The following is a 19,461-nucleotide window of genomic DNA, read 5'->3' on the forward strand; positions in this document are numbered from 1 at the left end:
AGGCAACCATTATAGGCGCGCGGGCGGCAAACAGATACACGGGAGGTGATATCACTGACGGATAGAAATCCCGCTGGTCGGGGATGTACATGTGCGTACAAGCTGCGAACCGGGGATGTGAAAACCACTGTAGGAACGGGCTTGCCCGCGATAGCGGTGTTTCAGTCAACTCTTCTTTGACTGTCAGACCGCTATCGCGGGCAAGCCCGCTCCTACAGGTTTTGGTTCACAGGACTGGCCCGAACCCGTAAGGCCCGGGCCAAATCGCTTAGTGGAACAGCACCGCCGTTTTCTGCAGGGTCACCCAGATGCCCCATGCCAACGGAATGCCCACCACCAGCCAGGCAGCGATCGCCAACGGCTTGGTGCCTGGAGACGCTTTCCACTCCAGCACGGTGCTGGCGTCAGCACCCTTATCGTGGCCCAGCGCCTGTTCGGCCGCCAGTTCAGCGTCGGTCATGAAGTACTTGTCGGCTACCGGACGCACCAGCATGTTGCAGATGAAGCCCAGCACCAGCAGGCCGGCGAGGATGTACAAGGTGATGTCATAGGCGGCGGCGCGTTCAACGCCGATGCTCAACTGATACTCACGCAGGTAGTTCACCAGCACCGGACCCAGTACGCCCGCCGCCGCCCAGGCAGTCAGCAGTCGACCGTGGATTGCGCCAACCATTTGCGTACCGAACAGGTCCGCCAGATAGGCTGGAACGGTAGCGAAACCACCGCCGTACATCGACAGGATGATGCAGAACGCCGCCACGAACAGCGCGACGTTGCCCAGGTGACCCAGGTTCGGAATCAGCGCGTACAGGGCAAAACCCAATGCGAAGAACACGAAGTAGGTGTTTTTGCGACCCAGGTAGTCCGAGAACGATGCCCAGAAGAACCGGCCGCCGATGTTGAACAGGCTCAGCAGACCCGTGAAACCGGCAGCGATGGCCGCGATCGAGGCCAGTTGACCCGCGTCCAGCTGGCCGAACGGCAGGTCATTGCCTAGCAGCTTGCCGCCGAACACTTCCTGCAACAGTGGCGACGCCATGCCCAGGATGCCGATACCCGCCGAAACGTTCAGGCACAGCACCAGCCAGACCAGACGGAATTGCGGGGTTTTCCACGCCACATTCACGTGCACGTGACGATGGGTGATCATCGCGTTCGAGGCTTTTTTTGCCGGCGCGGTCCAGCCCTCAGGCTTCCAGCCGGTTGGCGGAACACGATAGGACAGCGCGCCACCGATCATGAACACGAAGTAGATCGCAGCCATCACCAAAAAGCTCTGCCACACGCCCACGCTGGTTGGCGAAGCGAAGTGGCCCATCAGGGCGGCAGCCAGTGGCGCACCGACCATCGCACCACCACCGAAGCCCATGATGGCCATACCGGTCGCCATGCCTCGTTTGTCCGGGAACCACTTGATCAGGGTCGACACCGGCGAGATGTAGCCCAGGCCCAGGCCGATACCACCAATGACCCCGGAACCGATCCACATCAGCCAGATCTGGTGCGTGTATACGCCCAGCGCCGAAATCAGCAGGCCGCCGCACCAGCACAGTGCGGAAACAACGCCCGCCTTGCGTGGACCGGCGTGCTCCAGCCAGCCACCCCAGATCGCTGCAGAGCAGCCCAGGAAGATGAAGAACAGGGTGTAGATCCAGCCGAGCATCGAGATCGGCCAGTCGCATTGCGAAGAGAAAACCTGCGCGATGAAGCTCATGTCAGGTTCGCAGGCTACAGCCTTGGTGACGCCCAGTGCTTTGGACAGCGGCAGCCAAAACACCGAGAAACCATAGGCCATGCCGATGCAAAGGTGGATGGCCAGAGCGGCCGGTGGTACCAGCCAACGGTTGAAACCGGGCTTGGCGATAATGCGTTCCTTGGACAGGAACGAGGGCTTGTCGGCGCTATAGCCGTCCGCCGTGGTGCTAGTGCTCATTAGGTATCCCCCAATTATTAGAATGGTTCGCCAGCCACTCCTCACCCCCAGCCTTTATGCGCACGCATGACTGTTATTTTGCGGGGTGAAGCTCCATTTTGGTGCGACATGGGGTCGCAGAAGGACGGACGAACCCGCAGAGGGTAACATTTGCGCGTGACAGAAAAAGCAATCTGATATCACTTTTGCAACGTCATCTGTTTTCGTACCTCTCAAGGAACCGTCATGCCGATCATCATCGAGTCGCTGAAACAGGCCACCGCCCAGGATCAGCAGGATCTGCAGAAGATCTATCGCGACGCGCCAGAGTGGCTGTTCGCCCCGTTTGCCGATGATGTGCAACTCATCGAAAGCTGCCTCAAGGACGGCTCGCTGATCGGCGGTCGTTTCAACGACCGACTGTTGGGCGCGGCACGCCTGCAGAGACATGGGGAGGTCTGGAAGCTCTCACAACTTTGCGTGCGAAAAGTGACCCGCCGCCGCGGAGTGGCCGAACGACTGGTGAACGAAGCGCAGAAAATGGCGTCGCAATCGGGTGCGGCATTACGCCTGCTGGCACCCGCCGGGCACCTTGAAGCCCAGGCGCTGGCTGCCAAACTGAAAGTGCCGCTGGATGTGTCGCCGGATTGATCGATGACCGGTCGTCCACTTTGGAGCGCTATACTCCCCGGCTAAATTCGAATTCGACTAATACAAGGACTCGCCCATGAAAGCGTTCGGCAAAATCCTGGGTCTGGTACTTCTCGGGCTGTTGCTGATCATTGTGGCGCTGGGCTTTGCCCTGACCCACCTCTTCGATCCCAACGACTATAAAGACGAAATTCGCCAGATTGCCCGCAACAAGGCCCACATCGAGCTGACGCTCAATGGCGACATTGGCTGGAGTCTGTTCCCTTGGCTTGGCCTGGAATTGCACGATGCCAGCGTCGCAACCCTGGCCAAACCCACCGAGCCTTTCGCCGACCTGCAGATGCTCGGCCTGTCGGTGCGCGTCTTGCCGTTGCTGCGTCGTGAAGTGCAGATGAGTGACGTGCGGGTCGAAGGCCTGAACCTGCGCCTGAACCGCGACAAGGACGGCCACGGCAACTGGGAAGACATCGGCAAGGTCCCGGCAACCGCCAGTACGACCACGCCTGCCGCACCTGCGGGCGAAACTCCACCCGCGCAACCGACCACGGCCCAAGCGGAAAAACCGGCGCAGCCGATTCGCCTGGACATCGACAGCCTGACCGTCAACAACGCCCGCGTCGAATACAGCGACGAACAGACCGGCAAGCAGTTCAGCGCCGAAAGCATCCAGCTGAGCACCGGCCCCGTTCATGACTCCACCAATATTCCGGTCAAGCTCACCGCCTTCCTCGGCAGCAATCAACCCGTTCTGCGGGTGCGCACAGAACTCAATGGCGAGCTGCGCTTTGAACGCGCATTGCAACGCTACAAATTCGAAGACATGAAGCTGTCCGGCGAAGTCGCTGGCGACCCGCTACAGGGCAAGACCGTGACCTTCGCCGCCCAAGGGCAATTGCTGCTGGATAAAGCAGCGAACGTCGCCGAATGGACAGGCATCAAGATTTCCGCCAATCAACTGCGCGCCTTGGGGGAGCTGAAGGTCAACGACCTCGACAAGACCCCGCAAATCAATGGCGGCGTTTCGATTGCGCAACTGGACCTGGCGAAGTTCGTCGACAGTATTGGCCAGCAACTGCCGGCCATGGCCGAGGGCAGCCTGAGCAAAGTCGAACTGGTGAGCCGCGTTGCCGCCACGCCGACCAGCCTGTCGCTGGACAACATCAACCTGAAAATCGACGACAGCACCTTCAGCGGGCGCATTGCCGTCGAGGATTTCGCCAAGCAATCGCTGCGCGCAGTGCTCAAGGCCGACACGTTCAGCGTCGACCGCTATCTGCCGCCAAAATCCGTCGAAGCCAACAGCGCCAAGCAAGTGCGCCAGGCCGAAGTGGCCAGCACCGAAGCCGATGCCCTCGCCGGCAGCGGCAGCACACCGCTGCCGGACAAACCCACCAAGCAAGCCTGGAGCACGGATCGACTGCTACCGGTTGAGCGCCTGCGCAAACTCGACGTTGACGCCGACCTGACGTTTGGCCAACTCACCCTGGAAAAGCTGCCAATCCAGAACGCCGTGCTCAAGGCCAATGGCAAAGAAGGACTTTTGACCCTGCAAAACCTGCGCGGTGACCTGTACGACGGCAACTTTGAGGCCAAGGGCATCCTCGATGTGCGCCCTGACGTGCCGACCCTGAACCTGCAGACCAACATCAGCAAAGTACCAGCGGAAAAAATCCTCGAAAGCCAGGGCAAGAACCCGCCAGTCAAGGGCCTGGTCACGCTCAACAGCAATGTGACCGGCACCGGTAACAGCCAGAAAGCCCTGATCGACACCCTCAACGGCAACGCCAGTTTCGTCATCAACAACGGTGTGCTGCTCAATGCCAACCTGGAGCAGCAACTGTGCAAAGGCATCGCCACCCTCAACCGCAAGTCCCTCAGCGGCGAACCACGCGGCAAGGACACCCCCTTCCAGGAACTCAAGGGCAACCTGACCTTCCGTAATGGGGTGGCCAGCAACCCGGACCTGAAGGTGCGCATCCCGGGCATGACGGTCAACGGCGACGGTGACATTGACCTGCGCGTCCTGGGCATGGATTACCGGGTCGGCATCATCGTCGAGGGCGACACCAGTGCCATGCCGGATCCCGCCTGCCAGGTCGGCGACAAGTTTGTCGGCATCGAGTGGCCGCTGCGTTGCCGTGGCCCGCTGGAGCTGGGGGCCAAGGCCTGCCGTCTTGATAACGAACGCATGGGCCAGGTTGCGAGCAAACTGGCTGGCGACAAGATCAGCGAAAAAATCGACGAGAAACTTGGCGACAAAGTCAGCCCTGAACTGAAAAACGCACTGAAGGGGCTGTTCAAGCGATGAGAGCCGAGCAGTTTTCAACGGCGGTGCTGGACTGGTTCGACCGCCACGGTCGCCATGACCTGCCCTGGCAACAGGGCATCACACCGTATCGGGTGTGGGTCTCGGAAATCATGCTGCAGCAAACCCAGGTCAGCACGGTACTGAATTACTTCGACCGGTTCATGGCGTCCTTGCCGACCGTCGAAGCCCTGGCCGCCGCGCCGGAAGACGAAGTGCTGCACCTGTGGACCGGCCTGGGTTACTACACCCGCGCGCGCAATTTGCAGAAGACCGCGAAGATCGTCGTTGCCGAGTACGGCGGCGAATTTCCGCGTGATGTGGAAAAACTGGTCGAGCTGCCGGGGATTGGCCTGTCGACCGCCGGCGCCATTGCCAGCATCAGCATGGGACTGCGTGCGCCGATCCTCGACGGAAACGTCAAGCGAGTGCTGGCGCGCTTTACCGCCCAGGAAGGCTACCCTGGCGAGCCGAAGGTCGCGAAACAACTGTGGGCCGCCGCCGAGCGCTTCACGCCACAGGATCGCGTCAATGCCTATACCCAGGCGATGATGGACCTGGGCGCCACGCTCTGCACCCGCAGTAAACCCAGCTGCCTGCTGTGCCCGCTGGAAAAGGGCTGCGAAGCGCATATGCTCGGCCTCGAAACCCGTTACCCCATCCCCAAGCCGCGCAAAGCCGTGCCACAGAAGCGCACGTTGATGCCGATGCTCGCCAACGAAGAAGGCGCGATCCTGCTTTATCGTCGCCCTTCCACGGGCTTGTGGGGCGGGCTCTGGAGCCTGCCGGAACTCGATGACCTCGATGACCTGCCGCACCTGGCTTCACAGCATTCGCTGGAACTGGGTGCGCAACAGGCGCTGCCCAGCCTGGTGCACACCTTCAGCCACTTTCAGTTGTCCATCGAACCCTGGCTGGTCCAGGTCCAGGAAGCCGGCCATCACGTGGCCGAGGCCGACTGGCTCTGGTATAACCTCGCCACCCCGCCGCGCCTGGGCCTTGCCGCCCCGGTCAAAACCTTGCTCGAACGCGCGGCCGCCGTATTGAACGCAGGAGAGTCCTCATGACCCGCACCATCATGTGCCGCAAGTACAAAGAAGAATTGCCCGCCCTGGAGCGCGCTCCATTCCCGGGCGCCAAGGGCCAGGATATTTTCGACCACGTCTCGGCCAAGGCCTGGGCCGACTGGCAGAAACACCAGACCCTGCTGATCAACGAAAAGCGCCTGAACATGATGAACGCCGAGGATCGCAAATACCTGCAGGGCGAAATGGACAAGTACTTCTCGGGCGAAGATTACGCCAAGGCCGAAGGCTACGTGCCGCCAGCTGAATAACCCCATTGCAACGGGGTCGGAACGTAAGCGACGGTAATAATTAAATTTTTTTTGAAAACTTGCTTGACGACCCCCTGAAAAACCCGTTTAATGCGCCCCGTTGCCCAGATAGCTCAGTCGGTAGAGCAGGGGATTGAAAATCCCCGTGTCGGCGGTTCGATTCCGTCTCTGGGCACCAAATACCGAAAACCCTGAATCGCAAGATTCAGGGTTTTTTTATGCCTGTGATTTGATAAGTCACCGCTCCAGCCTCCTGCACAGCCTTTGACGCAGCGTCTATCACGCTCTCCCCCCTAAACCAGAAGACGCTTTGCCGGGCTATTCGTTGCCTTCGGGGTTTCCCCTCCCAACAATCTCTCGCGACTTTCGGAGCGCTCCGTGTGCATTCACGGAAATGGACGACATACGCTCGTTCTCGGCTTGAGCAGAATCAGCAAGGATCTGCCATATCACCTGGAGCAGATTGCACTACTGGGACGTAGACAATGACCGACGCGATGATAGTTGGCGCAAAAACCACTGAGTCTTCAACGCAGTCAGACATCTGGACTTTGCGTTTTGATGCTCGGCAGTCAACGCTGATTCACCATTTTGCCGAGGAGCTCGCCGGCATCGGGGGGCCACAGACGTCGGGAGCGAGGTCCAAAGCCGCTCTGGCAGCCACTGCCTTAAAGCTCTCGTGCTCGAAGCAACAAAGCGAACTGCTGCGAGCCTATTCCGAAGGCCATGTTTGCGTGTTGGTCTTTGAGGGACTGCGAACGATCGCTGATTCCCCCCTCCTCCCCATGAACTACCGAACCTGAGATCGCTGGAGAACCGACACGACGTTCTATGGCTGGCAGCCAGGAATCAGATTCTGCTCGAGTTGGTCGACCATAAAGCCTTCGCCTATGACATGGATAACGAAGGGAAGATGATTCGGTTGGTCGCTAACTTCAAGGGCGGCGGGCTGACCAGAATCCCCGACGAGCCAGATCACAAAGAAATCAGCACCCATTCCGGTCTGGCCCTTGGCCCGCATACCGAGGCGCCTCCGACCGAATACATGCTCAACCAGGAGTCAGCCATGATCATCAACAACACTCGCGCCCTGCACTGCCGCGATGTGATCAAAAACAATAGTCGGGTTCTAGTTCGAATTTTCGGGCTTTCCAAGTTCTCATCCCCGATCGTTATTTCAGAAGACCCATTGCTGCTGCAAGGTTAAGTCGGCAGGGAGTGAACAAACCAATCATGTGATCAAGTGCTGCGAAAGAGGAAATGGAATGTCTTGGGATGTAATTGGCCTGTTGGCGCTCGTCGCATTCTGCGCCGGATTTTTTGATGCAATTGCGGGAGGTGGAGGGTTGATCACTCTACCTGCCTTGTTTCTGGCCGGCGTTGATCCCATCAGCGCAATCGCGACGAATAAATTTCAGGCCGCTTCGGCGACGCTATCGGCAACGGCCGCCTTTGCCCGCAAGGGGATGATCGAGTGGCGCAATGGTCGCTTTCTGATTTTCTGCGGATTTATCGGCGGGGCCAGTGGCGCATTGCTCGTCAGCTCAGTGGATAAACGATACCTGGAGATCACCGTACCGATCATGCTGATCCTAGTCGCCGTTTATTTCGCACTCACTCCGAAGCTGGCCAACGAAGATCGGCGCAAAAGAATCGGCGTTCTGCTGTTTTCGTTCACGGTGGCACCCATCCTGGGATTCTATGACGGCATATTCGGCCCCGGCGTAGGCTCGTTCTTCATCGTCGGTTTTGTATTGCTTTGTGGATTGGGAATGATGCGAGCCATGAGCTTTACCAAACTCGCCAACGCCTCCTGCAACCTAGGATCACTGGCGGTCTTTATCACCAAAGGCGTGATCGTCTGGCCGATAGCAATCGCGATGGCTGCAGCCGCCTGCGTAGGTGCACAATTGGGTGCCCGCGCCGCTGTACGGGTGGGCCCGAAATTGATCAAGCCCATGTTGATCGTGGTGTGTTGCGCCTTGGCCATCAAGCTCCTGAGCGTGGAAACCAATCCATTGCGCGTCGCATTAATGCAGGTGGTGGGCGCGCCCTGACTTTCGCTATAGCACTTGCTTCACTCGTCACCACTCCAGTGAAAAACAAGATTGCGTGCCACGCCGTTGGTGACTTCCGCCGCGCTGTGCCGTGCCTCCCCCCCACGGGTTGCAACCACCATGTATTTGCCGGGTGGTAATTGCACATAGACCAAGGGGCCGGCCTGGCTCAGCGTCAACACTGTCGGCCCTTGTGCCTTCTGCACCACCACATCGACGTCAGGCACATACTTGCCCTCAGGCCCAATGGAAAAGGTCATGTGCAGGTTATAACCCGTCGCGTGCTGGATGGCCTTCGCCTCGTCCTCGCCGATACCGCCGGACAGATAAGCCACTCCGTTTTGCTCCTGCCGCTGGATCTGCACACCGGCATTGTCGAAAGGCTCAGAGCTCGCGGCCTCCAGCGCGACCGAGAACATCAACAGGCCAACGGCAGCGAGGGGAAGAATGACTGCAAGGGAACGTTTCATGGGACGACTCCCGGGCTCCATGGAGCCCAACCGTTACCTCTTTGGATTGGCTGCGGCGCGCCCAAGTTTTAGATTGATTAGTACTTGGGGTCACTGCGAATTGGACTACAGGTTGAACCTGTCGCAGCGATCCTGCGAAACCGGATGGATTGTTCAACCACCGCTCCAGGGCTATCGTTGGCAACTCCCCGTAGAGGTCTGCATGTGATGAACTCGCAGGACATTTCACTGGCGCCCACGCAAATTGCCTCGCCGCTGCCAACCTGCGCCTCCCCCACTCCGTTCAAGGAAACCGCCGCAGACGGCATCATCCTCGGCGGCTTTACCTGGCGACACGCAAGTCCCGACGCGATACGCCCGGTGGTGATCATCAACGCCGCCACCTCGGTGCGCTGCCGGCACTATTCGCGCTTCGCCGATTACCTGTTTGCCAATGGCTTCGATGTCATCACCTACGACTACCGCGGCATCGGCGAATCGCGGCCCGAGTCGCTGAAAGGCTTGAAGGCGTCGTGGTCCGACTGGGGTGCGCTGGATTTCGAGGCGATGCTCAAGCGCGCCCAGCGCGAATTCCCCGGCCAGCCCATTGACGTTGTCGGCCACAGCTTCGGCGGCTGTGCGGCGGGCCTGGGGGCGTCCGGGCATGTCATCCGGCGCCTGGTGACCGTCGGCGCGCAATTCGCTTACTGGCGCGACTATGCGCCGGCTCATCGCTGGCGGATGTTCGGTAAATGGCATGTGATGATGCCGCTGATCACAATGTTCTGCGGTTTTTTCCCCGGTAAACGTCTTGGCTGGCTCGAAGACACGCCGGCTGGGGTCGTCCGTGACTGGAGTACGCCCACCCGCCGCTATGAAACGCGTCCAAGCGGTCGCGCGCTCATCGACCGACTCGGTGCCCTGCCCTTCGCGACAATGGCCGCGAAAACCCTGGCAATCAGCGTTACAGACGATCCCTACGGTACAATCCCGGCCATCGAACGCCTGCTCGGCTATTTCACGGGCGGTACCAGTACCCATTTGCGCATCGCTCCAGAAGACATCGCCGAGCAACAAGTCGGACATTTCGCCTTTTTTCGCAGCGCATACCAAGCCACACTATGGCCCATCGCATTGTCCTGGCTGCGAAGCGGCGAACTGGCCCCCGACACTCCCGGGCGGCTGGTGCCGCGCAGACAGTCCTCATAACGCATACGGATCAACACCATGGCTTCCGCCAACAAGCAGCAAAAACGCGCCTCCCGCGCCAAAACCAAGGCCAAGCAGAACCGCACCCAGCGGGCTGCCGCGCCGGTCGAGCTGGACCCGAACGACGACCGCATCGATTTTGAATCGGTGGATCTCACCGAACTGTTCAAGAAAATGATCGACGCCGAGAAAATCAGTCAGCAGGCCATGTGCGGCGCGTTTCTCGAAGATCCGTTGCTGGCACTGGTGTACGAGCAGGAAGGCGAAGAAGGCGCGATGGACTTCATCCTCGCGGCGCTGATCGAGTACCGCCAGTGGTCCACTGAAACCGACGAAGCTGGCGCCCTGGCGTGGATCGAATCTCCGGCGTTCCAGGCTGACTACGTGGCCGCGTCCGACGCGATCGCCGCGCAAACCCAACAGAAATCGAACTGAGCTCCCATGGCCTCCCCGAACAAGCAACAGAAACGCGCCAAGCGCGCCAAAGCCAAAGCCAAGCAAATCCGCATGGTCGGCCGTAAACCTGCCGCCCTGGACGATGAACTTGGTCACCTGGCCGAACCGATCCCGGAATACACCCTGGCGATGTTCAGCAAGATGCGCGATGCGCAAGCCATCGACCGCAGCGAAATGCTCTCGGTTCTGCTGAACGACCTTTCCGGGATCATCAACGATCACCCGGAACTGCTGGATCTGGAAAACTCCGAAAACGAAGCCATGGCCGCCACCCACCTGGCCGCCGACATGCTGATCGACTACCACATGTGGGCCGATGGCATGGACCGCGAAGCCGCCCAGGCTGCCTTGAGCGAGCCGCAGTTCATCAGCGATTTCGGCGCTGCGCTGGATGCCTATCGCCAGTCGCTGGAAGCATCGGAAGATAAAGCCGAGTAAGCGGCGCGCTCCAAACAAAAAAGGCCGCCTGTCATCTCTGACAGGCGGCCTTTTTGTTTCCTCTGTCTCGTCCTGAATAAGGTTTACACCTTCTGACTTATCTTCAGGAGGAACCAATGGATTCAGTAAAAAAGCGAAGTCAGCGTGATTACACGCTGGCCTTTAAATTGGCCGTCGTGGACCAGGTTGAAAAGGGCGTTCTGAGTTATAAAGAGGCTCAACGGCGTTATGGGATTCAGGGCCGGTCGACTGTGTTGGTGTGGTTGCGTAAGCACGGACGGCAGGACTGGAGCCAAGGCGCTACCATTCGCGCCCAGAGGAACCGACCGATGGCCGAACCAAATTTGCCGCTGACACCCGAGCAGCGCATCAAGGAGCTGGAAGAACAGCTGGCCCTTGCCAACCAGAAAGCCCAATTTTTTGAAGCGGTCGTTGACGTGCTGAAAAACGATTACGGTGTTTCTGTCGTAAAAAAGCGATCCGGCAAGTCCTCACCCAAGGGCAAATCGAAGACCTGAGTATTACCAGGACTTGCCAGTTTCTAGGCATTTCGCGGCAAGCATATTACAAACGCAATCGAGCTTATGATGCGCAAGCCAGTCATGCGCAGAAGGTGCTGGGGTTTGTTTTAGAGACACGCCTAGAGATGCCCCGGCTGGGCACCCGCAAGCTGCACGGTCTTATGCAAGCCGAACCTGAACTGACGCAAACGGTAGGCCGAGATCGGTTGTTCGATATTTTGCGAGACCACCGCCAACTGGTTACACGCAAACGCGCTTATCACAAAACAACCGATAGCCATCATCGCTTCCGTCGACATCCGAACCGGCTCAAACCGGGTCCCGATCAAGTCACTGCCACAGGCCCGGAGCAGGTCTGGGTGGCAGATATAACCTACTTGCCGACCGAGCAAAGCGTCGCTTACGTAAGCCTGGTTACCGACGCGTTCTCGCGAAAGATAGTCGGCCATCACGTCCATGAAAGTCTGCATACAGAGTCAGTTATTAAGGCGATGACCGAAGCTCTTCGGCACCGAAGAACTGACCAACCCTTGGTGCATCACTCGGATCGAGGCTCGCAGTACTGCTCTAATCTCTACCAAAAGTTGCACGCCAAACACGGTGTCAGGTGTTCGATGACTGATGGCTATGACTGCTACCAGAATGCTTTAGCGGAACGGGTGAATGGAATTTTGAAAACGGAGTTTCTCTTTCACCGCCCCAAGGATCTTGCTCAAGCAAAGCGCATGGTCAAAGAGTCGATAGAGATTTATAACCAGAAGCGACCTCATTTGTCCCTGAAATACAAAACGCCCGATGCGGTGCATCGGGCGTTTTGAGATTGAAACAGGTGTAAACCTATTTCAGGACTAGACACTCTATGGAGTACTACGCTTCGTCGACGGACAACGTATATCCCATTGACATATCCAGCCAAGCCCCTATCCTTTCGACACATAGCGTCGCGAAAAGCACAGGAGGCCCCATGGAACAAACCACTCTATTCATGAGCAACCGAAGCCAAGCCGTTCGCCTTCCCAAGGCTGTTGCAATGCCCAGCGATGTGAAACGTGTCAACGTGGTTGCCATAGGACGCGCGCGCATCATCACCCCCGCAGACGAAACGTGGGACAGCTGGTTCGACGGTGACAATGTCAGTCCAGACTTCATGATCGAACGAGAGCAACCGGCGGAGCAGAAGCGTGAGGCGTTCTGATGCTCAAGTACATACTGGATACCAACATCTGCATCTTTACCATCAAGAATAAACCACAGGCAGTACGTGACGCGTTTAACCGACATCAAGGGCAGCTCTGCATCAGTACCGTAACCCTGATGGAGTTAATCTACGGTGCGGAAAAATCCGCAGCACCAGAAAAAAATCTGGCCATTGTGGAGGGGTTTTCAGCACGCCTTGACGTTTTGTCTTTCGACAATGAGGCAGCGGCGCACACCGGAATGATTCAATCAGAGCTGGCCAAAAAAGGAACACCCATCGGCCCGTACGATTCGATGATCGCGGGCCATGCGCGCTCCCGAGGACTCATCGTCGTGACAAACAACTTGAGAGAGTTTGAGCGAGTGTCCGGGTTGCGCATTGAAGACTGGGTCACCGACCACTAAATCAAAATTATCGCCGCAAACAAAAGGCCGCCTTGTCATCGCTGACAGGCGGCCTTTTTCCGTTTCAACAGCTCAGGCCAGGGCCTCAGCGCGCCACAGCAGCACTCAAACGCTCACTGCGACGACGGCGCGCCACCAGCAAGCCGGTTGCCACCACCAGTACGCTGAGCAGGCCGGTCGCGAGGATTTCCACGCGATGGGCGTCCTGGAAGCCCATGATGGTCAGGGCCGCGACGATGAACACGATTACCGCGTAGGTCAGGCCGGGGAACAGCCACATGCTGAAGACGATTTTCTCGCCACGCGCCACACGCTGCTTGCGCATGCGCAGTTGCGAGATCGCGATCACCAGGTACACCAGCAACGCGATGGCGCCGGAGCTGGCCAGCAGGAACTCGAAAACGGCGGCCGGGGCTACGTAGTTGGCGAACGTGGCCAGGAAGGCCGCGCCGGTGGACAACATCACGGCCCAGTAAGGCGTGCCGCTCTTGTTGGTGCGAGTGGCAACGGCCGGTGCATCACCGCGCTTGCCCAAGGAGAACAACATCCGCGACGAGGTGTACAGCGCCGAGTTCAGGCAACTGGTCACAGCGACCAATACGACGATGTCGACGATCATCTTGGCGTTCGGGATGCCCATGCGCTCAAGCACGGTCTGATAGGAACCAACGCTGGCCAGGACCGGGTCGTTCCATGGCACCAGGGCCACGACGATGAAGATCGACACAAGATAGAACAAACCGATCCGCCAGATCACCGAGTTGGTGGCCTTGGAGATCTGCTTGCCAGGGTTCTTCGATTCCGCGGCCGCAATGGTCACGATCTCGGTGCCCATGAAGGAGAACATGGTGGTCAGGATCGCACCCAGCACCGCGCCCATGCCATTAGGCAGGAAACCCTGGGTATCGAACAGGTGCGACACACCGCTGACCTGGCTGCCCGGCAGGAAACCGAAGATCGCCGCCAAACCGAGGATGATGAAACCGATGATCGCCACCACTTTGAGCAGGGCGAACCAGAATTCGAACTCACCGTAGTTCTTCACGCTGAACAGGTTGGTGACGGTCAGCAACATGGTGATGACCAGGGCGAAGGCCCAGATGTCCACACCCGGGAACCACGCGTGCAGGATGGTCGCGGCGGCGTTGGCCTCCAGCGGGATGACCAGCACCCAGAACCACCAGTAGAGCCAGCCGATGGTGAAACCGGCCCAGTGGCCGATCGCGCGATCGGCGTATGTCGAGAAGGAGCCGGTGTCCGGCGAGGCAACCGCCATTTCACCGAGCATACGCATGACCAGAACAACCAGCATACCGGCGGCGGCATAAGCCAGGAGTACGGCAGGGCCGGCGGCGGCAATGGCGTGGCCGGAGCCGACGAACAGGCCGGCACCGATAACCCCGGCGATCGACAGCATGGTCACATGACGCGGTTTGAGCCCCTGTTCGAGGCCATTGGAGCTTGGGGTACTGCTCATTGAAACTACCTTTGTAAAGGAAAGCGATGTGCTTCTGCCCGGTCTGGCATTCCTTCTCGTAAAAAGAAACCAACAGGGCGTTCCGGATTCTGCACGCAAATATTGCGCCAAAATGTTTCAAAGTCTTCAACTTCGGGGCCTGTAGCGCGACCGGACAGTCATCGCAACCCATTGAGATTAATGGCAATTTGCCAGAACGTTACCCTGCGACTCACTTTCGTAACGAATCAGCGCACCAGAAACACACTAAAAAATCGCCAGACGCACAATTAAAGTGCGCAACGCTAACGTTTGGCCCGTTAGCGCTTCCAACACCCCGACAAAGCTGGCAACATCGCGCCCCTTTTGCGAATGCCGTCGCGCTTTTCATAGGCGAGAAGGGTTCAAACGGCTGTTCGGTTGATAGCAGGGCGACAGTCTGCTGCGCCGATGCGACAACCTGTCGCACACCGCGCGTTTAGGGCCCGCAGCGCTGTTGGCTGGCATTCAGACGCTATGCTAGGTTGGCCGCCTCGTCAGGAAGGCCCGCCAACAGCAGGAGCGCATCACACTATGAGGAACGCACATGGCTGAGGCCACGCCCGCGCTTGAAATCCGCGACTTGCACAAACGCTACGGACAGCTTGAGGTGCTCAAAGGCATATCGCTGACCGCCCGTGATGGCGATGTGATCTCGATCCTGGGCTCCTCCGGCTCCGGCAAGTCCACCTTCCTGCGCTGCATCAACCTGCTGGAAAACCCGCATCAGGGGCAGATTCTGGTCGCCGGTGAGGAGCTCAAACTCAAAGCCGCCAAAAACGGCGAGTTGCACGCAGCCGACAATAAACAGATCAATCGCCTGCGCAGCGAGATTGGTTTTGTGTTTCAAAACTTTAATCTGTGGCCGCACATGAGCGTGCTCGACAACATCATCGAAGCACCGCGCCGCGTGCTCGGCCAAAGCAAGGCCGAGGCCATCGAGGTCGCCGAAGCCCTGCTGGCCAAGGTCGGCATCGCCGACAAGCGCCACGCCTACCCGGCGCAACTTTCAGGTGGCCAGCAACAACGCGCCGCCATCGCCCGCACGTTGGCGATGCAACCCAAGGTGATCCTGTTCGACGAGCCCACCTCCGCCCTTGACCCGGAAATGGTCCAGGAAGTACTTAATGTCATCCGCGCACTGGCCGAAGAAGGCCGCACCATGTTGCTGGTCACCCACGAAATGAGCTTTGCTCGTCAGGTGTCCAGCGAAGTGGTGTTCCTCCACCAGGGCCTGGTAGAAGAGCAAGGATCGCCACAGCAGGTGTTCGAAAACCCGCTTTCGGCGCGCTGCAAACAATTCATGTCCAGCAACCGCTAACGGAGCTACCCGCATGCAGAACTATAAAAAGGTCTTCCTGGCCGCCGCCGTCACCCTGGCCTTCAGCGCCGGCGCCATGGCCGAAACCTTGAAGATGGGCATCGAAGCGGCCTACCCGCCGTTCAACAATAAAGACGCCAGCGGCAATGTCGTCGGCTTCGACAAGGAAATCGGCGACGCCCTGTGCGCCAAGATGAAAGTCGATTGCACCGTGGTCACCTCCGACTGGGACGGCATCATCCCGGCCCTGAACGCCAAAAAGTTCGACTTCCTGATCTCGTCGATGTCGATCACCGATGAGCGCAAGCAAGCGGTGGACTTCACCGACCCGTACTACTCGAACAAACTGCAGTTCATTGCCAAGAAAGACGCTGACTTCAAAACCGACGCAGACGCCCTGAAAGGTAAAGTGATCGGCGCACAACGCGCGACGCTGGCGGGCACCTGGCTTGAAGACAACATGCCGGGCGTCGAAACCAAACTCTACGACACCCAGGAAAACGCCTACCTTGACCTGACTTCCGGTCGACTGGACGGCATCCTCGCGGACAAATACGTCAACTACGAGTGGCTGAAAAGCGACGCCGGCAAATCCTATGAATTCAAGGGCGACCCGGTGGAAGAAAGCGACAAGATCGGTATCGCGGTACGTAAAGGCGACCCGCTGCGCGAGAAGCTCAACGCCGCACTGAAAGAAATCGTCGCTGATGGCACCTACAAGAAGATCAACGACAAGTACTTCCCGTTCAGCATCTACTGATACTGACCTGCCGGAGCGGCGTCGCCTGAAGGGGCGCCGGTCCCCGGCCTTGCCTGCCGCGATTTGAACAGAAATACATGATTATCGACCTCTACGGATTCGGCCCGGCGCTTGCCGCTGGCGCGCTGATGACGGTAAAACTGGCACTCTCGGCCCTATGCCTGGGGCTGGTGCTGGGTTTGCTCGGCGCCCTGGCCAAGACTTCCCCGTACAAGCCCCTGCAATGGCTTGGCGGCACTTATTCGACATTGGTTCGCGGCATCCCGGAATTGCTCTGGGTGCTGCTGATCTACTTCGGCACGGTCAACCTGATGCGTGCCCTGGGTGAGTTCTTCGGCAATCCCGACCTTGAACTCAATGCCTTCGCTGCCGGCGTGATTGCGCTGGGGCTGTGCTTCGGTGCCTACGCCACCGAAGTGTTTCGCGGTGCAATCCTCGCCATCCCCAAAGGTCATCGTGAGGCCGGTGTGGCCCTGGGCCTGTCGAAGTGGCGAATCTTCACCAGGTTGATCATGCCGCAGATGTGGCGCATCGCCCTGCCCGGGCTGGGCAACCTGTTCATGATCCTGATGAAGGACACCGCATTGGTGTCGGTCATCGGCCTGGAAGAAATCATGCGCCACGCGCAGATCGGCGTGACCGTGTCCAAGCAGCCATTCACCTTCTACATGGTGGCCGCGTTCATGTACCTGGGCCTCACCGTACTTGCCATGGCCGGCATGCACTTCATGGAAAAACGCGCCGCTCGCGGCTTCGCGAGGAGCACCCAATGAACTGGGAAGTCATCATCAAGTGGCTGCCGAGACTGGCTCAGGGCGCGACACTGACCCTGGAACTGGTGGCCATCGCGGTCATCGCCGGCCTGCTGCTGGCCATCCCGCTGGGCATCGCACGCTCGTCGCGCCTCTGGTGGGTGCGGGCTTTTCCCTACGGCTACATCTTCTTTTTCCGTGGTACGCCGCTGCTGGTTCAACTGTTCCTGGTCTACTACGGCCTGGCGCAGTTCGACGCCGTACGTAACAGTTCGTTGTGGCCCTACCTGCGCGATCCATTCTGGTGTGCCACGGCAACCATGACGTTGCACACCGCCGCCTACATTGCAGAAATCCTGCGCGGTGCAATCCAGGCCATCCCGCCGGGCGAGATCGAAGCGGCGCGGGCGCTGGGCATGTCGCGCAGCAAAGCGTTGTTCTACATCATCCTGCCGCGCGCGGCGCGCATCGGCCTGCCGGCCTACAGCAACGAAGTGATCCTGATGCTCAAGGCCAGTGCCCTGGCCAGCACCGTGACGCTGCTGGAACTGACCGGGATGGCGCGCACCATCATTGCCAGGACCTACTTGCCGGTGGAGATCTTCTTTGCCGCCGGCATGTTCTACCTGTTGATGACCTTTATCCTGGTGCACGGCTTCAAGCAGCTGGAGCGCTGGTTGCGCGTCGATGCCTGCCAGGGTCGTTGATGGCGATGTACTGACGGGCGAGGCCCTGCTCGCCCGATTCATGGCGCTGGATGCTTTTCTGGTCGAGCATCAGGCGCTGTGGAAACCCAGGCCGTTCACTCATCTGCAACTTCCTTGGGAAGCGTCCTGCCCCGAGATGACCGCATGGCTGCGTGCCAGGTCATTGGAAGCGGCGGAAAGCGCGCATAACCAACCCGCGTTTCTGGAACAAGCACCTGAGCCGTTTGCTTCGCTGGCGGCGCGATCCATTGAACTCAGCGCAGTGGGGCAATTGCCAGGGCAGGCCCTCGAAGCGGCCGTGCATCGATTGAATGTCGATGTACCGGGGCGCAAATGGCAGCAGATCGAGGCGTTCGCCAGTCGGTTGTCGTTCACCAAGCCTGCAACGCATTGGCTGGATTGGTGTTCCGGCAAGGGCCACCTGGGGCGACGGTTGCTGCAGACCGGCCAGGCGCTCACGTGCGTTGAATATGACCCGGCCCTGGTGGTCAGTGGTCAGGCCCTCAGCCAGCGTCATCATTTGATTGCACGGCATGTCGAGCAAGATGTGCTCGCAGCCGAGGTGGCTTCTTTATTGAGTGCAGACCATACGCCAGTGGCGCTGCACGCTTGTGGCGATTTGCATGTGCGGCTGATCCAGCTCGCCAGCGCCGTGGGCTGCAAACAACTGGCTGTTGCGCCATGCTGCTATAACCGGATCGGTCTGACGCACTATCAGCCGATATCCTCGGTGGCGACTCGCTCCGAGCTACAGCTCAACCTCGACGATCTCGCACTGCCGATGAGTGAAACCGTCACCGCCGGTGCTCGCGTGCGCCGTCAGCGCGACACATCCATGGCCCGCCGCCTGGCATTCGACCTGCTGCAGCGGCAACTGCGCGGGGTGGATGAATACTTGCCCACACCGTCGCTGCCCAGTGCCTGGCTGGATAAACCCTTCGCCGAGTACTGCCATCATCTGGCCGCGCTGAAGGAGTTATCCACAATCGGAACCCAGGATTGGCCGGCCGTTGAAGCCGCTGGCTGGCGGCGATTGGCTGAAGTGCGCAACCTGGAGCTTGTGCGCGGGCTTTTCCGACGCCCACTGGAGCTTTGGCTGGTGCTGGATCGAGCACTTTTCCTCAGACAGCAGGGTTACACCGTTCGCCTCGGAACCTTCTGCGAAACGCCGCTCACGCCACGTAATTTCTTGCTGCTCGCCGAACGCGATTAATCCTACGCAGCCTGTGGATAACTCTGTTGATTAAAAATCATGGATCCAATCTATTCGCCTGTTTCAGTGCTGAAACCAATCTGTTCAATTTTCGTACATGGGTAGAAAAAACCACAAAAACAGTTATTTGCAGTCAAATGAGAACGGATCCACATTTTCGCGTGGCGTCAAGTGCAATAGACATTCCGTTGTGCATAAGCATTAAGCCAAAAGAACATAAACCGCCTGGAAATCCTCGACTATTGTTGCCAAACGTCAGAACTCACTGACGCTCAAG

Annotated in this window: 20 protein-coding genes and 1 tRNA gene; 18 read left to right on the forward strand and 3 right to left on the reverse strand. The window is 58.8% G+C overall.

What is annotated here, in order from left to right:
* Positions 1 to 268: 268 nt before the first annotated feature.
* Positions 269 to 1,933 (reverse strand): OFA family MFS transporter, encoded by a 1,665-nt coding sequence (locus tag AB4N64_RS23470; RefSeq protein ID WP_460118950.1) that lies wholly within the window; start codon positions 1,931 to 1,933, stop codon positions 269 to 271.
* Between the two features lie 225 nt (positions 1,934 to 2,158).
* Between AB4N64_RS23470 and panM the strand changes: the two genes are divergently transcribed.
* From panM to AB4N64_RS23505, 7 genes are all read left to right on the forward strand, one after another.
* Entirely contained in the window at positions 2,159 to 2,563 is a 405-nt protein-coding gene (panM, locus tag AB4N64_RS23475) for an aspartate 1-decarboxylase autocleavage activator PanM (RefSeq protein ID WP_460118952.1), read from the forward strand.
* Positions 2,564 to 2,639: 76 nt separating this feature from the next.
* On the forward strand, positions 2,640 to 4,871 hold the full coding sequence (locus AB4N64_RS23480) for an AsmA family protein (protein WP_460118954.1): 2,232 nt from the start codon (positions 2,640 to 2,642) through the stop codon (positions 4,869 to 4,871).
* The gene (gene mutY, locus AB4N64_RS23485; RefSeq protein WP_460118956.1) at positions 4,868 to 5,935 is read left to right on the forward strand and encodes an A/G-specific adenine glycosylase; all 1,068 of its coding nucleotides are present in this window, start codon (positions 4,868 to 4,870) and stop codon (positions 5,933 to 5,935) included. The genes AB4N64_RS23480 and mutY overlap by 4 nt, the downstream gene beginning before the upstream one ends.
* Positions 5,932 to 6,204, forward strand: a complete 273-nt coding sequence (locus tag AB4N64_RS23490; RefSeq protein ID WP_003220737.1) for an oxidative damage protection protein — start codon at positions 5,932 to 5,934, stop codon at positions 6,202 to 6,204. The genes mutY and AB4N64_RS23490 overlap by 4 nt, the downstream gene beginning before the upstream one ends.
* Before the next feature lie 102 nt (positions 6,205 to 6,306).
* Positions 6,307 to 6,382 (forward strand) — tRNA-Phe (locus tag AB4N64_RS23495).
* Between the two features lie 735 nt (positions 6,383 to 7,117).
* Entirely contained in the window at positions 7,118 to 7,411 is a 294-nt protein-coding gene (locus AB4N64_RS23500; RefSeq protein WP_460118958.1) for a hypothetical protein, read from the forward strand.
* A gap of 58 nt (positions 7,412 to 7,469) precedes the next feature.
* Positions 7,470 to 8,261, forward strand: coding sequence for a TSUP family transporter (locus tag AB4N64_RS23505; RefSeq protein ID WP_460118960.1), 792 nt, complete (start codon positions 7,470 to 7,472; stop codon positions 8,259 to 8,261).
* A gap of 20 nt (positions 8,262 to 8,281) precedes the next feature.
* Here the strand turns inward: AB4N64_RS23505 and AB4N64_RS23510 are convergent, their stop codons facing one another.
* On the reverse strand, positions 8,282 to 8,731 hold the full coding sequence (locus tag AB4N64_RS23510; RefSeq protein WP_460118962.1) for a carboxypeptidase regulatory-like domain-containing protein: 450 nt from the start codon (positions 8,729 to 8,731) through the stop codon (positions 8,282 to 8,284).
* A gap of 207 nt (positions 8,732 to 8,938) precedes the next feature.
* On the opposite strand from AB4N64_RS23510, the gene AB4N64_RS23515 reads away from it, so the two are divergent.
* The 6 genes from AB4N64_RS23515 (at position 8,939) to vapC (ending at position 12,936) form a co-directional block, all read left to right on the forward strand.
* Positions 8,939 to 9,919: an alpha/beta hydrolase family protein gene (locus AB4N64_RS23515; RefSeq protein WP_460118964.1), complete on the forward strand. Its 981-nt coding sequence runs from the start codon at positions 8,939 to 8,941 to the stop codon at positions 9,917 to 9,919.
* 18 nt (positions 9,920 to 9,937) lie between these two features.
* Positions 9,938 to 10,354 (forward strand): hypothetical protein, encoded by a 417-nt coding sequence (locus AB4N64_RS23520; protein ID WP_460118967.1) that lies wholly within the window; start codon positions 9,938 to 9,940, stop codon positions 10,352 to 10,354.
* Positions 10,355 to 10,360: 6 nt separating this feature from the next.
* Complete coding sequence (locus AB4N64_RS23525; protein WP_460118969.1) at positions 10,361 to 10,813, forward strand: hypothetical protein; 453 nt, start codon at positions 10,361 to 10,363, stop codon at positions 10,811 to 10,813.
* A gap of 116 nt (positions 10,814 to 10,929) precedes the next feature.
* Positions 10,930 to 12,152, forward strand: a protein-coding gene (locus AB4N64_RS23530; RefSeq protein WP_460118971.1) for an IS3 family transposase whose coding sequence is annotated in 2 segments (ribosomal slippage) — positions 10,930 to 11,281 and positions 11,281 to 12,152 — 1,224 coding nt in all. Because the reading frame shifts where the segments join, the coding sequence is not laid out codon by codon here.
* A 146-nt stretch (positions 12,153 to 12,298) separates the two neighbouring features.
* Entirely contained in the window at positions 12,299 to 12,529 is a 231-nt protein-coding gene (vapB, locus tag AB4N64_RS23535; protein ID WP_460118973.1) for a type II toxin-antitoxin system VapB family antitoxin, read from the forward strand.
* A complete protein-coding gene (vapC, locus tag AB4N64_RS23540) occupies positions 12,529 to 12,936 on the forward strand; it encodes a type II toxin-antitoxin system tRNA(fMet)-specific endonuclease VapC (protein WP_460118975.1) in 408 nt (135 codons plus the stop codon). The genes vapB and vapC overlap by 1 nt, the downstream gene beginning before the upstream one ends.
* Positions 12,937 to 13,021: 85 nt before the next feature.
* Here vapC and gabP read toward each other — a convergent pair whose 3' ends face one another.
* Positions 13,022 to 14,413 (reverse strand): GABA permease, encoded by a 1,392-nt coding sequence (gabP, locus tag AB4N64_RS23545; protein ID WP_460118977.1) that lies wholly within the window; start codon positions 14,411 to 14,413, stop codon positions 13,022 to 13,024.
* Positions 14,414 to 14,978: 565 nt separating this feature from the next.
* On the opposite strand from gabP, the gene AB4N64_RS23550 reads away from it, so the two are divergent.
* From AB4N64_RS23550 to AB4N64_RS23570, 5 genes are all read left to right on the forward strand, one after another.
* On the forward strand, positions 14,979 to 15,752 hold the full coding sequence (locus AB4N64_RS23550) for an ABC transporter ATP-binding protein (RefSeq protein ID WP_460118979.1): 774 nt from the start codon (positions 14,979 to 14,981) through the stop codon (positions 15,750 to 15,752).
* Between the two features lie 13 nt (positions 15,753 to 15,765).
* Positions 15,766 to 16,512: an ABC transporter substrate-binding protein gene (locus tag AB4N64_RS23555; RefSeq protein WP_460118981.1), complete on the forward strand. Its 747-nt coding sequence runs from the start codon at positions 15,766 to 15,768 to the stop codon at positions 16,510 to 16,512.
* Positions 16,513 to 16,589: 77 nt separating this feature from the next.
* Positions 16,590 to 17,285: an ABC transporter permease gene (locus AB4N64_RS23560; protein ID WP_460118983.1), complete on the forward strand. Its 696-nt coding sequence runs from the start codon at positions 16,590 to 16,592 to the stop codon at positions 17,283 to 17,285.
* Complete coding sequence (locus AB4N64_RS23565) at positions 17,282 to 17,971, forward strand: ABC transporter permease (protein ID WP_460118985.1); 690 nt, start codon at positions 17,282 to 17,284, stop codon at positions 17,969 to 17,971. The genes AB4N64_RS23560 and AB4N64_RS23565 overlap by 4 nt, the downstream gene beginning before the upstream one ends.
* On the forward strand, positions 17,952 to 19,184 hold the full coding sequence (locus AB4N64_RS23570) for a methyltransferase (protein WP_460118987.1): 1,233 nt from the start codon (positions 17,952 to 17,954) through the stop codon (positions 19,182 to 19,184). The genes AB4N64_RS23565 and AB4N64_RS23570 overlap by 20 nt, the downstream gene beginning before the upstream one ends.
* Positions 19,185 to 19,461 lie beyond the last annotated feature (277 nt).

It is taken from the genome of Pseudomonas sp. S2_C03 (assembly GCF_054668405.1).